The organism is Shewanella sp. 1CM18E (assembly GCF_023161665.1).
Classification (GTDB): domain Bacteria; phylum Pseudomonadota; class Gammaproteobacteria; order Enterobacterales; family Shewanellaceae; genus Shewanella.
Genome location: NZ_JALNTW010000025.1, coordinates 1 through 14,576, shown reverse-complemented (window position 1 = coordinate 14,576; position 14,576 = coordinate 1). Strand labels below are relative to the sequence as shown.

The following is a 14,576-nucleotide window of genomic DNA, read 5'->3' as shown; positions in this document are numbered from 1 at the left end:
GGCTTTTCACAGATGACCTTTAACTTAAGGAGTGCATAGTGGCCCGTATCGCTGGCATTAACATTCCTGATCAAAAGCATACAGTCATTGCATTGACTGCTATCTACGGCATCGGTCGTACTCGCGCACAAGCTATTTGCGCGGCTACTTCAATTGCTGAAGATGCTAAGATCAAGGAATTGAGCGAAGCTCAAATTGATACTCTACGCGAAGAAGTTGCCAACTACATTGTAGAAGGTGATTTACGTCGTGAAGTTTCCATGAACATCAAGCGTCTTATGGACCTTGGTTGTTACCGTGGCCTTCGCCATCGTCGTAGCCTTCCCCTTCGTGGGCAACGTACTAAGACCAATGCGCGTACGCGTAAAGGTCCACGTAAACCAATTAGAAAGTAACGGGGTAATCCAAAATGGCTAAAGTTCCGTCACGTTCTCCGCGTAAGCGTGTACGTAAACAGGTTGCTGATGGTATGGCGCATATCCATGCGTCTTTCAACAACACAATTATTACCATTACAGATCGTCAAGGTAATGCACTATCTTGGGCAACTTCTGGTGGTTCAGGTTTCCGTGGTTCACGTAAATCTACCCCATTCGCTGCACAGGTTGCTGCTGAGCGCGCAGGTACTGCTGCTCAGGACTACGGTGTTAAAAACCTAGAAGTTTTTGTGAAGGGTCCAGGTCCAGGACGCGAATCAGCGATTCGTGCACTAAACTCGGTTGGTTACAAGATTACTAACATTACCGATGTGACGCCTATCCCTCATAATGGTTGTCGTCCTCCTAAGAAACGTCGCGTTTAATTCGTCGTTTTTAATAGGATAGTTGGAGAAAGAACATGGCAAGATACTTGGGTCCAAAGCTCAAGCTCAGCCGCAGAGAAGGTACTGACCTTTTCCTAAAGAGCGGTGTGAGAGCAATCGATTCGAAGTGTAAGCTTGAAACTGCACCTGGACAACACGGCGCTCGTAAGACCCGTTTGTCTGAGTATGGTGTTCAGCTACGCGAGAAACAAAAAGTTCGTCGTATTTATGGTGTGCTAGAAAAGCAATTCCGTAACTACTACAAAGATGCTGCACGTACTAAAGGTAACACTGGTGAAAACCTACTTACTCTTTTAGAAACCCGTCTTGATAACGTAGTTTATCGCATGGGCTTTGGTGCAACACGCGCTGAATCACGTCAGCTAGTTAGCCATAAATCAATTATGGTTAACGGTAGCGTCGTTAACATTCCATCATTCAAAGTGTCTGCGAATGATGTAGTGAGCGTTCGCGAGAAGTCACGCACTCAAGCTCGTATTAAAGCGGCTTTAGAAGTGTCGGCTCAACGCGAAAAGCCAACATGGGTTGAAGTTGACAACACTAAGATGGAAGGTGCTTTCAAGCGTATTCCTGAGCGTAGTGATTTGTCTGCGGAAATTAACGAACAGCTGATCGTCGAACTTTACTCTAAGTAAGGTTAAAACAAAAGAGAGGACACAATGCAGGGTTCTGTTACAGAATTTCTTAAACCGCGTCTCGTTGATATCGAGCAGGTTAATCCAACACGTGCCAAGGTTACACTGGAGCCGCTAGAGCGTGGTTTTGGTCATACTCTAGGTAACGCGTTGCGTCGTATCCTATTGTCGTCTATGCCAGGCTGCGCGGTTACCGAAGTAGAGATTGATGGTGTACTGCATGAATACAGTAGCAAGGAAGGCGTGCAAGAGGATATCCTTGAGATACTATTAAACCTTAAAGGTTTAGCAGTAGTTATCGAAGGGAAAGACGAAGCTATGCTTACGCTAAGTAAGTCAGGCGCAGGCCCTGTTACTGCAGCAGATATCACGCATGATGGTGATGTTACTATCATGAATCCTGACCATGTTATCTGTCACTTGACAGGTAATAATGACGTCAGCATGCGTATCCGCGTAGAGCGTGGTCGTGGTTATGTACCGGCTTCTGCCCGTGCACAAACTGAAGACGATGATCGCCCTATCGGCCGTTTGTTGGTTGACTCTTCGTTCTCGCCAGTAGCTCGCATTGCATACAATGTTGAAGCAGCTCGTGTAGAACAGCGTACAGACTTAGACAAACTCGTTATCGATATGACTACTAACGGTACTATCGATCCTGAGGAAGCAATTCGTCGTTCAGCGACAATTCTAGCAGAACAGCTAGATGCGTTTGTTGAGTTACGTGATGTGACTGAGACTGCACCAGTAGAAGAGAAGCCGGAGTTCGATCCGATATTGTTGCGTCCTGTCGACGATTTAGAGCTAACTGTACGTTCAGCCAACTGTTTGAAGGCTGAAGCGATTCATTACATCGGCGATCTGGTACAACGCACTGAAGTTGAGTTGCTTAAGACTCCTAACTTAGGTAAGAAATCTCTTACTGAAATTAAGGATGTTTTAGCGTCTCGCGGACTGTCGTTAGGTATGCGTCTAGAAAACTGGCCTCCAGCTAGTTTAGCAGACGACCTTTAAGTCCAGATTAGTACAGATATAGGTAATAAGGATTAGGTCATGCGCCATCGTAAGAGTGGTCGTCAACTAAACCGTAACAGCAGTCATCGCCAAGCTATGTTCCGTAACATGGCTTGCTCAATAGTTCGTCACGAAGTGATTAAAACTACTGTTGCTAAAGCGAAAGAACTGCGTCGCGTAGTTGAACCTCTAATAACACTTGCTAAGAGTGATAGCGTTGCAAATCGTCGTTTGGCGTTTGCTCGTACTCGCGACGCTGAAGTCGTAGGTAAGTTATTTACTGAATTGGGTCCACGTTTCCAGGAACGTCCTGGTGGATACACCCGTATTCTTAAGTGCGGTCTACGTACTGGTGACAAAGCGCCAATGGCGTATATTGAACTAGTAGGTCGTCCTGAAGCAGCAGTAGCTGTTGAAGACACTGCAGAGTAAATAAGTCTTAGTTTTAAAAGGCCGAACAATAGTTCGGCCTTTTTTATGTCTGTAATTCCAACATAATAACTTATCCCTTAAACTCACAAGCTTTCATAGCTTTCATAGCTTTCATAGCTTTCTGATTTCCGTACCCATGGCTCAGGCAAAATCAGTCGTGTTATTAACCTGTATATCGATGGTAAAGCGTTTAGACTGCGCTAAGAAAGTTTAACTGTACGCAGATATTCGCTGAAGTTAGTGCTAGTGGATTTATACCAATCAGTATAAAGATTTGGTCGCTCAGCGAGAATTTAGCGCTTCTGAGGCAAGGTCATTAAGTGCTCCTGCTTTAATGACATTCACCGCATCCATGTGGTTTGCGGCGAGTGAAGAGCATAGTTGTTCTCCGGTTAGGCTCGTTAACGCAGCATCAGAATCGCTAAAATTCGCCATTCTGGAGCGTTTTTGGCTGCCTACTTCTGCGTGAACAGCCGCACAAGGGAATGACCATTCTTTCATCTATTCGCCTTGAATTAGTTGCCAAAAAATACTCTGAGTAGATCAACTTCTTATACCGATTGGCATTACTCATCCCCCTCTAAATGAACTCAAAGAAGAACGTATATCTAAGTTAGTCCCTGTTGGCCGGCTTGGCTTTACATTTCGGTTATTGATTAACCTCTTGCAGCTCTGATTCAATTCAAAAAGCATTTTCAACTTGCTTGAGTTGGGGATATTCACTGATGCAGGTATTTCTCATAATACTCCTTTCATTATGTTTTATTAGTTGCGGTCGTTTTACGATGAAGGCACTGCTTTACATATAAATAGAAATCCAAAATTGTGCTTGCAGTTTCACGAAGGTAAACAGAATTTGATAAATTATTAAACGATAGTTTTCGACCTAAGTTCCGCAAATCTCCAGGGGTTTCAAATAAATTAGGCTTTTCTCTAAAAGAACAGTCTTAAGTTCGATAGGGACTTAGTTCGCAGTTTTCTGCTTTCTAGTTTCACTTGTGGTGTTTGCAGTGTGGTCGGTCATTAAGGCAGCATCAGTATTTACCTAGGTCATTTATGGCCAGCAAACATATATCGCTTACTGCAATGGGCTTAGCTTCGAAGCTGAAAACCTCTTGGTAACAGTAAATTTGAAAGGATCGCTACTGTAAGTTAGGCCACGCTTTGGTTTGCTCTATTTTGATATTGCTAATAAAGCACCATTTTTTTATTGTTCGTTGAGACTTCGGAAGCAGTATCCAATTTTTAAAACGTGGATTTTCTGCGGCGGCTAGCGCTTACGAAAATGGTTGTTAGGCAAAATCGCTGTAGTAGAGCAATTCGTTCTAAGTGGATAACTGGGAATGGTTCCTGACTTTGTTTATGAGAGCCTGTAGGTGGCACTATGAGCTTTGTAAGCAGTTGAAGTAGACAATTACTAGATGTTAGGAAAAGTGCCGTAATCGAGCTATTAGGTACTTCTATGTAGGGAGGTAACTAATGTTATCGTGCATTACGGTGGAAATATTAAGGCAATGATGATGCTATCGAATTAATTTACAGTTGCCCATGAGTCACTCTTTAAAGATTGGCTTCAAGGCGGAGTTACTTTTGGTTGAACAATTAATTTGGCTTTTTAGCTTAGTAAGTTAACCAGCGAGCTTTCCCATGGGCTTGATTAACCATTGTTACTGAAAATGCTTTGGGAGCACACATCTTCAGTTAGTAAGAAAGTGTAGATGAACAAACTGCAATTTTCATTATTTCGTGAGAAGTTACTACTAGTGTTAGGAGTCCATACAACGAGTGTATAGATGTTTACAGGCTTTAATCTACGTTGTCAGTGTTTTTTTAGCCATATTAGGGACGTGTGATTTTAGAAGTGCAGGCCAGCGGGCTGCTTTAGGTTGCCAGTAACATTTTTACTGAATTGGATTTGTAGCAAAGAAATGAAAGCTTCTCTGGGGGAGAGATCGCTCTAATAGGCGCTACCGTGTATGCAGAGTTTGCAGGGCCAAAGCGTAGTCATCTCAAACTAGGAGGCAGAAACAAAAAAGCCTTCATTTAAGAAGGCTTTTGGCGAGAGTTTTACTAGGGCTTAGTAGCCGCCAGACTTTTGCTCTTCGTTATAGTCTAGTTTCTCATGAGACTTGCCCATGGCTTCAGCAACTTCTGGTGGCATGTAGTTTTCATCATGCTTAGCCAATACTTCTGTAGCTTCTAATACGCCAGGCTTAGATAGAACACCTTGCGCTACGATACCTTGACCTTCACGGAAAAGATCAGGCAGTAGGTCGTCATAAGTTACGATGATCTCACCGCCAGCAGCGTCATGTACAGCAAATTCTACATGAAGACTGTTAGGGTCACGTACCATAGAACCTACAGTTACCATGCCGCCAACGCGGATGCGCTGACCAATCTCCGGCATAACACCAGTATCTTTTTTACCTTGAACAATTTCCGTAGGAGTAAAGAAAAGGTTCAAGTTTGAATTCAAAGCGTATAGAAGCAAAGAAGCGATAGCTGCGACACCACCAATTAAGGCTACAGCAAGGGTAAGGCGTTTTTTTCGTCTTGGATTCACTATTTATTACTCCGAGTTTCTTTAAGGCGTTCTTCGCGTTGGATCTTTTTCGCGATCTCTATTAACACCTTACGTTTTTGTCTAACGCTTAGGATCACTAATGTGCCTAGCGAGAAAAAAGTTACACCGTAGGCAAGCCATACATAGAATGCGTAGCCGCCCATATTGATAAATTCACTAATTGAGTCGAACTGCATTATTTGACCCCTTCTGCTTTAGCAAGTTCACGAACCCATGGACGCATGCCATTTCGTGCCAAAATTTCTGATCTAAATCTCACTAATGTAATTGCACCAATCATTACACCGAAGCCCATAATGTTAATTAGCAACGGATACAACATTTCCGTAGGCATTGACGACTCTTCGGTGATTTTAATTGTTGATGGCTGATGTAGTGAGCTCCACCAATCTACAGAGTACTTAATAATTGGAATATTAATTACACCGACGATCGCTAGGATGCCGGCAGCTCTTGCTGCTAAAACTTTATCTTCAAAAGATGCATATAATGAAATCACACCTAAGTATAAGAATAGTAGCACTAGCTCAGAAGTTAAACGTGCGTCCCAAACCCACCAAGTTCCCCACATAGGTTTACCCCAAGTCGCACCTGTAATAAGGGCGATAAAGGTAATGACTGCGCCAATTGGTGCAATTGCTGCGGCAGCCCAGTCGGCAGACTTAATTTGCCACACTAAACCGATAAAAGATGATGTTGCCATCGCCATGTAGGCTGCCATTGACATTGATGCCGCAGGTACGTGGATAAAGATGATTCGGTAACTATCGCCCTGTTGATAATCAGTTGGAGCAAACACTAAGCCCCAAACTGTTCCAATACCAATCATTGATACTGCAAGCATTGCAAACCAAGGTAGTAGAGTGCCTGATAGTTTGTAGGCGCGTTCAGGATCCGCGTATGAATGTAACCATTTCCACATTTTAGTTAGTACTCACTCGTAAGGATGCACCAATTGCAAAAGGTGCTAACGTTAATGAACCGACCAACATAGCGCCAATAATAGCGAGTTGACCATCATAGGGTAAATTCATACCAGCAGCGTCAATCGCGCTAGTAGCAAAAATTAAAACTGGAATATATAAAGGCAGAATTAACAGGCTTAACAATACGCCGCCTTTACGCAATCCAACTGTCAGTGCAACACCAATAGCACCCAATAAGCTTAGCACTGGAGTGCCTAGTGCTAGCGTCGCAATTAACGCACCGTAACTGTTACCTTCTAAATGTAGCAACACTGCTAATAAAGGAGCGACTAAAATTAAAGGTACACCAGTTAATATCCAGTGTGCCAATACTTTAGCTAGCACCATTAGCGGCAATGGCTGCGGGCTTAACAGCATTTGCTCTAAGCTACCATCGGCATAGTCTGCTTTAAATAAGCGTTCAAGCGATAGCATCGATGCCAGTAGGGCTGCTACCCAAATAATGCCGGGTGCAACCCTGGTTAATACTTGTGGCTCAGGGCCAATACCTAATGGAAACAGTGTCACCACTAGGACAAAAAATAATAGCGGGTTAAAAATGTCACCGCGATGACGCACTGCAATTTGTAAGTCACGCTTTAGCAGTGTGCTAAACGCCTTGGTATAACTGATGCCTTTGTTCATTGCCAAACCTTATACAAAGCGATAATCGAGACGAATTTTACGTAGAATATCATCGCCAATCACACCCATATCTTGGTGTGTGGTTAAGATTACGCATCCGCCGCGTTTTGCATGGGCTAAAAACAGATGTTCAAGCTCTTCTACGCCTTTCTTATCGATTGCGGTAAAAGGCTCATCAAGTAGCCAAATCTTACAATTGGTATGCCAAAGTCGAGCGAGGGCTGTTCGTCTATGTTGACCGGCAGACAAGTGTCCTGCGAGTGCTTCTTCAAAACCTGAAAGATTGACCTTAGCTAGGATTTCACGGGCATCGAAATCATCATACCCACTGATCCTTAAATTGAAGTTAAGATTTTCTTCGGCCGTTAACTCGCTTTTAACACCTGCAAGATGACCAAGATACAAGAGCTGGTCATTGTACTCGTCGCGACAACGGGTAATGTCTTCACCTTTAAAGTTGATTTGTCCGGCGTAGGGACGAGATAAACCAGCGATGATCCGCAAAAGACTTGTTTTACCCGCACCGTTTGGCCCTTCAATTTGAACGATCTCACCTTCATTGATATCGAAGCTAAGTTCATCAAATAAAATGCGCTCTTCTCGGATGCAAGTTAAGTTATTAGCTGATACCAGTGTTGTTGCTTTTGATTTTTCTACCACTGAGCCCTCTATATCAAGCTGTATGAAAACACAAGTGATACTAACACATACGGTTTCAAGCGTTTAGTCTTGCTTGTTTCTAAGTGTCAGCAATTTGATGTAGTTCGAATATTAAGTATTTTCTATGAACTTTTTAAACAATTGCTAATATATTAACGTTTTTGCGAACTATGTCTTGTGAAACGGCTATTATCACGATTAATATCACAAAAAGATGTGATTTGTTGAACTTTGTAGTAACCTAAGGCCGCTATATAGAATAAGTCTGCCAACCTAAAAGGGCAGCGTGAGCTTTGTTAGAATTTGCATTAGGAACGTATAAGATGAAAAAATTATTAGCACTGACTGCAGCTGCAGCTTTGACTCTGTCTACAAACGTACTTGCCCAAGATGGTAAGGCTGTATACGACAAGGCGTGCCAAGTATGCCATAGCATGGGTGTTGCTGGTGCTCCAAAATCACACGATGCTGCTGCGTGGGAACCACGTTTAGGTAAGGGCATGGACGCGCTAGTATCTTCAGTTAAATCAGGCTTAAACGCTATGCCACCAGGTGGTATGTGTACCGATTGTTCTGATGAAGACTACCAGAAAGCAATCGAGTATATGTCTAAGTAAGTGATTACTTAGTCACATAATAAAAGCCGGCTACCGCCGGTTTTTTTGTGTCTGAAATTTACCTATATGTATGTGGTTTTGGGGATCTCCACGCGAAACTGGTAGTTATAGATTGCTTTAGGTGTTATTCATCGCCAATGAAAGAACGCTCATTAGTAATATCCATAGTTGTGGCAAATCGTACATAAAGTTAAGCAAGCAGTGGTTTTTTATTGAATGATTAGCTTTAGGATTGACTAGTGTCGCAAAGCCGCACTTTCACTGGTCGTTTTAAATTAACGATGCAAAATGCTTATCTAACTCACAGGCATAATGTTTTGAATAGACATAAGTAGTATTTGGCTAACAAACACCGCAGTCGTGATGAGCTTTTAAAGATGTAGGGGATAAGGTTACAATTTAGGTTGCGGAGCAAGTGTTAAGTAATCCTGAATCGGAAATTAGCTAGGATACCCAATGGGAGGTCTATAACTTTGCTCAAATAAATTACGGCTATTTAGATTGGCTTTACAGCTACATCGAGTGAAGCAGGCGTGAATGCCTAACTTGATAATTAGATACAAAAAAACCGGCTATTGCCGGTTTTTTTAAAGAGGAGGGGATTACTGTACTTGAGTATCTAGTACTAGTTGTGCCGTATCACCCACCTTAACCATAGCCAATGTACCTTGGATATCACCAGCTTGCGCTCTTACGCTACCATGCTTAGATAAAATAGCGATAACTTCAACAGACTTGGCATCACTTAGTTTAACATTACCACCCATGTTGGTGCTGTCATCTAAAGTAATGGTTACTGGTAGAGTTTGTGCTGAAATCTTAGTCGCTGCTAATGGCACTTTAGGACCTTCAGTAGAGCGAGCAAAGATAAATAGCATGTCAGTGCTAGCCACTTTTGCCTGTAGCTCTGGAGTAATTGAAACCTCTACAGTCACAGTTTTAGCTGTTGCGTTAGGCTTAACGTTCTTGTGAGCATCATCGTTTGGCATTGCGCTTTCAGAACCCATTCTCATTTTAGCGCTGTCGATAGCATTCATGATTGCACCGCGGTCTACATCGGTACGGTCGCTATCTAGAATTAACTGCCATGCATCAATTGCTTTCGGGTAGTCAGCTGTAAAGAATGAATCCATACCAACAAGTAGTAATGTTGATGGGTCTTCGGCATCAAGTGCTAAAGCTTGATCAACAAGATCTTGCACTGCAGGGGTCATTTGTTGATTTGAACGGTAATACAGAGCAGTTGCTTTAGGGCCTAATAACTCAGCGTGAACACCTACAAGATCCATTGTCTTATCGAATGCTTTAATCGCATCGTCATAACGGTTTGCAGAAATATAAGCGTGACCTAGGTTAAACCATAGTTGGCTATTTTCTGGTTCAGACTGTGCTTGTGCTTCCATCATCTGAACACGTTGAGACATGATTTGTTCAGTAGTTTGGCCTGCGTGAGGATCATTTGCAGTCATTGGTTGGTCAAGGTTCTTGTATGCACCCAGTGTTGAGTACATATAACCACATATACCAATAACAACTGCTGACATAAGTGATGGCCACATTATGCTTTTTGGCTTAAGGCTGTTGACGAGTGACTCATCATCACCTTGCTTCATATCTTGCAGTAAGCTGATTTCAAGTTCTTTTTTTAGAGCGTCGAACTCAGGTTGATCGAGAAGATCTTCTTGAAGTTCTTTTTCTAAAACAGAGAGACGTTCATTGAATAATTCAAGGTTAGTGCCTTTACGTACACCCGCTTCTTCAGCTTTCAGCATACGCTGCTGGCGGAAGTGTGGGAACCAAATCAGCGCAAGGCTAACCAACAGAAATGAAGCTATTAAAATCCAGAATGTGGTCATTATGTCTATTTCACTTTCGTTTGCGAAAAAGCGGATTCACCGCTGAACTAGGGATAAGATTATACGTAAAGATTATTCATTGAACAGTAATATAACCTTAAAAGGTCATAGTTGAGTACTTGTTCACAGATTGATTCTATTTGTAAATTTTCTTGAAACTTACGGGAACTTTGTCAGTCAGACTTTAAAATTTCGCTAAATTCGCTCAGTTTTAAGCGAAATGTGACATGCAATTGTTTATGTGTGTTTGTTAATAAGATAGGTGAAGAATGCGACAAGTCACCCATATTTGTACGAAATAGGCAGACATTAACAATAGCAAATACTAAACTGAGCTAAAATTTGTACCTTTTAGTAGTGTTAACTGCAAACACGTATGTAATGATTAAGTGTATGCTTAATTATGCATGATTTAGGACTGAGGAAAACCCATGATCCCAGAATTAGGACACTTTTCGCTGATTATCGGCTTGGCTTTTGCCATGCTGTTAGCCATCGTCCCTTTAGTAGGTGTAGCTCGTAAAGACCAATACCTAGTGCGCTATGCTTGGCCACTTAGTTACGGTATGTTCTTCTTTATTTTCTTATCTGTTGTCGCGCTAGGCTATAGCTTCGCTGTCGATGACTTCTCTGTTGCTTACGTAGCACATCACTCAAACTCGGAATTACCAATCTTCTTTAAGATTGCCGCAGTATGGGGTGGCCACGAAGGTTCTTTGCTGTTCTGGGTGTTCTCACTAGCAGCTTGGGCAGCAGCGGTTGCATTATTTAGTAAGGGATTAGAAGAAGTCTTTACTGCACGTGTTCTCTCAGTATTGGCGATGATTCTAATTGGTTTCACCCTGTTTATGGTGTTGACCTCTAGTCCATTTGAACGCTTATTCCCAGTACCTATGGAAGGTCGTGATCTTAACCCAATGTTGCAAGACGTTGGTTTGATTTTCCACCCTCCAATGCTTTACCTAGGTTATGTTGGTTTCTCTGTAAGCTTTGCATTTGCTATTGCAGCACTAATGAGTGGTCGTCTTGACTCTGCATGGGCTCGCTGGAGTCGTCCTTGGACATTAGCTGCATGGGTATTCCTAACTGGTGGTATTTCACTAGGTTCTTGGTGGGCATACTACGAATTGGGCTGGGGCGGCTGGTGGTTCTGGGATCCAGTTGAAAATGCTTCATTTATGCCTTGGTTAATCGGTACTGCACTGGTTCACTCATTAATCGTAACTGAGAAGCGTGGTGCATTCCGTAACTGGACTGTACTTCTATCTATCTTTGCATTCTCGCTAAGTTTATTAGGTACCTTTATCGTTCGTTCTGGTGTACTTACATCAGTTCACTCATTCGCGGCAGACCCAAGCCGCGGTATGTTTATTCTGTTACTACTAGGTTTAGCTATCGGTGGTTCGTTAACCTTGTTCGCATTCCGAGCAAGCGAGATGAGCAGTCCAGCGCGTTTCGAGCTTAAATCTAAGGAAACCATGCTACTTGTATGTAATTTATTGCTAACAGTTGCATGTGGTACGGTACTACTAGGTACGCTTTACCCACTACTAATCGATGCATTAGGTATGGGCAAAATTTCAGTAGGACCTCCATACTTCAACGCAGTATTTGTTCCTATCGTTCTAGTACTATTTGGCTTTATGGGTATCGGTCCAATCATTCGTTGGAAGAAATCTAAAGCCGGCGAGCTTAAGCGTCAGCTTATCATTCCAGCTGTAATTGCTACGGTTGTTGGTTTAGCTGCACCGTTCCTAGCTGGTGGTGAGTTTAACGTTTGGGTTGTATTTGGTATCGGCACTGCAGTTTGGGTCACGTTGATGACATTCCGCGCTGCTTACAATATCGTGAAGACCAAAGAAGGCACGATCGATATGTCGCGTTTAGGTCGTAGCCAATTAGGTATGATCATCGCTCACTTAGGTATCGCTGTATCTGTTGTAGGTGCGACTATGGTGTCTAACTACTCTTTAGAGAAAAGCGTCCGTATGGGCCCTGGTATCTCTCATGAGTTAGCGGGTTACACCTTTAACTACACTGAAACCAAAAACGTTGTTGGTCCTAACTACACGGCACAGCAAGGTCAGATTGAAGTTTACCAAGGTGATGACTACGTTACTTTGCTAAGACCTGATCGTCGTCAATACAATGTTCGTACAATGGATATGACTGAAGCTGGCATTGATTGGGGTCTATTCCGCGATTTATATGTCACTATGGGCGACCCAATTAGCCGTACAGAATACGCAGTACGTATCAACTACAAGCCATTTGTACGTTGGATTTGGTTCGGTTCTATTTTCATGATGGTTGGTGGCTTCTTCGCTGCTTCAGATAAGCGCTACCGCGCAAAAGCTGTAAGTACAGTAAAGAAAGCAACTAGCAAGTTAGCAACGGCTTAATTGGAATAAGGTCAGTATGAAAAAGCTAGTATTATTTATTCCACTAGTCGTGTTTTTAGGTATGGGAGTGTTCCTTTATAAGGGACTCTTCCTTAACCCTCAAAAGCTCGATTCAGCGTTAGAAGGAAAGCCGGTTCCGGCTTTCCAACTTGAAGTGTTAGAGTCAGGGGATACCGTGACTAACGAAACACTAAAAGGCAAGGTTGGCTTATTGAACGTGTGGGCAACATGGTGCCCATCATGTAAATATGAACATCCATTCCTAATGACGTTAGCGCGTAAAGATATTCTACCTATCTACGGTATTAACTATCGTGATGAGCGAGCGTTAGCAATTCGTGAGTTGAGTCGTGAAGGTAACCCTTACGCGATCAATATTTTCGATCACGATGGCCGCTTAGGTTTAGATCTTGGAGTTTACGGTGCACCAGAAAGCTTCTTGATCGATCATAAAGGTATCGTTCGTTATCGTTACGCTGGTCCAATTGATCGTAATGTATGGAAAGAAACTCTTTATCCAATGGTGCAAGAGCTTCAAGCTGAAGCGGCGAAGGATGGTGCATCATGATCAAATCACTAGTAAAAAGCTTTACAGCTGTAATCATGTTGATGAGTGTAGCTTTATTCGCTAATGCTACACCGGTAGATACATATCAGTTTAAGTCAGTAGATAACCAAAAGCGTGCGCTTGAACTAGCTCATTCATTACGTTGTCCACAATGTCAAAACCAAAACCTGATCGACTCTAATTCACCGGTTGCTCAAGATCTTCGTCTTGAAGTTTATCAGATGGTAGATGAAGGTAAGGCTGATAACGAAATTGTCGAGTTCATGACAAGCCGTTATGGTGAATTCGTCCTATATAAGCCAAGAATGGAAGCTAAAACTTACGTTCTTTGGTTAGGACCATTCGCGTTATTGCTATTTGGTGGTGTGATTGGTTTCTTCTTTATCCGCAAGCAGCGTATTGCTGAAGCGAATAATCAAGATCTAACCACAGAAGACCAGCAAGAACTTGATCGTCTGTTAAAGAGAGATGCGAAATGAGATCGATCTTAGTGGGCTTTGTTGCTGCAACTATGTTGTTAGCTGGTGGCGCGCAAGCTTACCCAGGAATGGAAAAGCAAGACAAAACTCAAGTTCAATCTAGTGTCGACTTAATTAGTGTTTTACCTAAACCATTTCCGATAGAAGCTGTGCCATTTAAAGATAGTAAAGGTGGCGCAGTCGACTTTAGCCAATATAAAGGTAAAGTGATCATGGTAAACATGTGGGCTACTTGGTGTCCTCCATGTGTTAGAGAATTACCGGCGATCAGTCGTTTTTCTGCCAAGATCGGATCGGATGACTTTGAAGTTCTACCAGTATCAATCGATCTAGAAGGTAATAAGCAAGTTGAACCATTCCTAAAGTCATTAGGTATGGAAGACTTCAATACCTATTATGATAAAGAGCAAAAGCTGGGTCAGGTATTCCCGTTAGATACTATCCCAGCAACTTTCATTCTTAATAGAGAAGGTGAGTTAATTGCTTTTGTTCGTACCTTTGTAGATTGGGACGATGATAAAGCGGTAACACTTATAAAAGGTTTCCTTGCGCAAACTGCAGAAGTAGAGCAAGTGAGTGACCAAGCTGAGTAGATACAACAGCATTTATAGCGAGAAAAGGGGCTTTTAGCCCCTTTTTTGTACGTATCGTTTGATAAGTATGCGTTTGATTCGAAAAAGCTAGTTTTATTACAAAAGAGGGTTGCGCTAGTCCGAGAACTCCCTATAATGCGCATCCACTGACACGGCACAGCAGGCCAACTACCTAGGTAGCAAGGGACTTGCAGCGTAATCAGTCTTCTTTTAAGTAAGAAGTGAGGTTTGAAAATCGAAAGAGATTTGAACCAGGTGACAATCGCTTTAGAAGCTCAATTAGATGTGACTTGAACAAAG

Annotated in this window: 17 protein-coding genes; 10 read left to right on the top strand and 7 right to left on the bottom strand. The window is 42.5% G+C overall.

The features are described from left to right. The first annotated feature begins 38 nt into the window (after nt 1–38). The 5 genes from rpsM to rplQ are packed head-to-tail and all read left to right on the top strand — an operon-like array spanning nt 39 to nt 2,904. On the top strand, nt 39–395 hold the full coding sequence (gene rpsM / locus MSG37_RS20450) for a 30S ribosomal protein S13 (protein WP_012153475.1): 357 nt from the start codon (nt 39–41) through the stop codon (nt 393–395). A gap of 14 nt (nt 396–409) precedes the next feature. After that, nucleotides 410–802 carry a 30S ribosomal protein S11 gene (gene rpsK / locus MSG37_RS20445; protein ID WP_012153476.1) on the top strand — a complete coding sequence of 131 codons (393 nt, stop codon included), beginning with the start codon at nt 410–412 and terminating at the stop codon, nt 800–802. Between the two features lie 35 nt (nt 803–837). Next, the gene (rpsD, locus tag MSG37_RS20440; RefSeq protein ID WP_012153477.1) at nt 838–1,458 is read left to right on the top strand and encodes a 30S ribosomal protein S4; all 621 of its coding nucleotides are present in this window, start codon (nt 838–840) and stop codon (nt 1,456–1,458) included. A 24-nt stretch (nt 1,459–1,482) separates the two neighbouring features. After that, nucleotides 1,483–2,472, top strand: coding sequence for a DNA-directed RNA polymerase subunit alpha (gene rpoA, locus MSG37_RS20435; protein WP_028767958.1), 990 nt, complete (start codon nt 1,483–1,485; stop codon nt 2,470–2,472). A gap of 39 nt (nt 2,473–2,511) precedes the next feature. Further along, the gene (gene rplQ / locus MSG37_RS20430) at nt 2,512–2,904 is read left to right on the top strand and encodes a 50S ribosomal protein L17 (RefSeq protein WP_028767957.1); all 393 of its coding nucleotides are present in this window, start codon (nt 2,512–2,514) and stop codon (nt 2,902–2,904) included. 282 nt (nt 2,905–3,186) lie between these two features. On the opposite strand, the gene MSG37_RS20425 is transcribed toward rplQ, so the two are convergent. From MSG37_RS20425 to ccmA, 6 genes are all read right to left on the bottom strand, one after another. Further along, nucleotides 3,187–3,405, bottom strand: a complete 219-nt coding sequence (locus MSG37_RS20425; RefSeq protein WP_248472585.1) for a hypothetical protein — start codon at nt 3,403–3,405, stop codon at nt 3,187–3,189. A 1,576-nt stretch (nt 3,406–4,981) separates the two neighbouring features. After that, a complete protein-coding gene (ccmE, locus tag MSG37_RS20420) occupies nt 4,982–5,470 on the bottom strand; it encodes a cytochrome c maturation protein CcmE (protein WP_248472583.1) in 489 nt (162 codons plus the stop codon). Beyond that, a complete protein-coding gene (gene ccmD / locus MSG37_RS20415) occupies nt 5,470–5,667 on the bottom strand; it encodes a heme exporter protein CcmD (protein WP_248472581.1) in 198 nt (65 codons plus the stop codon). Before ccmD ends, ccmE begins: the two co-directional genes overlap by 1 nt. After that, nucleotides 5,667–6,413: a heme ABC transporter permease CcmC gene (ccmC, locus tag MSG37_RS20410; RefSeq protein ID WP_220781323.1), complete on the bottom strand. Its 747-nt coding sequence runs from the start codon at nt 6,411–6,413 to the stop codon at nt 5,667–5,669. The genes ccmD and ccmC overlap by 1 nt, the downstream gene beginning before the upstream one ends. A 1-nt stretch (nt 6,414) precedes the next feature. Continuing rightward, the gene (ccmB, locus tag MSG37_RS20405) at nt 6,415–7,101 is read right to left on the bottom strand and encodes a heme exporter protein CcmB (RefSeq protein ID WP_220781322.1); all 687 of its coding nucleotides are present in this window, start codon (nt 7,099–7,101) and stop codon (nt 6,415–6,417) included. 9 nt (nt 7,102–7,110) lie between these two features. Then, complete coding sequence (ccmA, locus tag MSG37_RS20400; protein WP_248472579.1) at nt 7,111–7,761, bottom strand: cytochrome c biogenesis heme-transporting ATPase CcmA; 651 nt, start codon at nt 7,759–7,761, stop codon at nt 7,111–7,113. Between the two features lie 323 nt (nt 7,762–8,084). Here ccmA and MSG37_RS20395 point away from each other — a divergent pair, with 323 nt between their 5' ends. Beyond that, a complete protein-coding gene (locus MSG37_RS20395) occupies nt 8,085–8,378 on the top strand; it encodes a c-type cytochrome (RefSeq protein ID WP_248472577.1) in 294 nt (97 codons plus the stop codon). A 602-nt stretch (nt 8,379–8,980) separates the two neighbouring features. Here MSG37_RS20395 and ccmI read toward each other — a convergent pair. Then, nucleotides 8,981–10,234: a c-type cytochrome biogenesis protein CcmI gene (gene ccmI / locus MSG37_RS20390; protein WP_248472575.1), complete on the bottom strand. Its 1,254-nt coding sequence runs from the start codon at nt 10,232–10,234 to the stop codon at nt 8,981–8,983. A 431-nt stretch (nt 10,235–10,665) separates the two neighbouring features. Here ccmI and MSG37_RS20385 point away from each other — a divergent pair, with 431 nt between their 5' ends. From MSG37_RS20385 to MSG37_RS20370, 4 genes are read left to right on the top strand one after another with little or no spacing between them, the layout of a single operon-like run. Beyond that, complete coding sequence (locus MSG37_RS20385) at nt 10,666–12,636, top strand: heme lyase CcmF/NrfE family subunit (RefSeq protein ID WP_248472573.1); 1,971 nt, start codon at nt 10,666–10,668, stop codon at nt 12,634–12,636. A 16-nt stretch (nt 12,637–12,652) separates the two neighbouring features. Beyond that, nucleotides 12,653–13,204: a DsbE family thiol:disulfide interchange protein gene (locus MSG37_RS20380; protein ID WP_248472571.1), complete on the top strand. Its 552-nt coding sequence runs from the start codon at nt 12,653–12,655 to the stop codon at nt 13,202–13,204. Continuing rightward, nucleotides 13,201–13,683: a heme lyase NrfEFG subunit NrfF gene (gene nrfF / locus MSG37_RS20375; protein ID WP_248472570.1), complete on the top strand. Its 483-nt coding sequence runs from the start codon at nt 13,201–13,203 to the stop codon at nt 13,681–13,683. The genes MSG37_RS20380 and nrfF overlap by 4 nt, the downstream gene beginning before the upstream one ends. Next, complete coding sequence (locus tag MSG37_RS20370; RefSeq protein WP_248472568.1) at nt 13,680–14,276, top strand: TlpA disulfide reductase family protein; 597 nt, start codon at nt 13,680–13,682, stop codon at nt 14,274–14,276. Before nrfF ends, MSG37_RS20370 begins: the two co-directional genes overlap by 4 nt. Nucleotides 14,277–14,576: the final 300 nt, after the last annotated feature.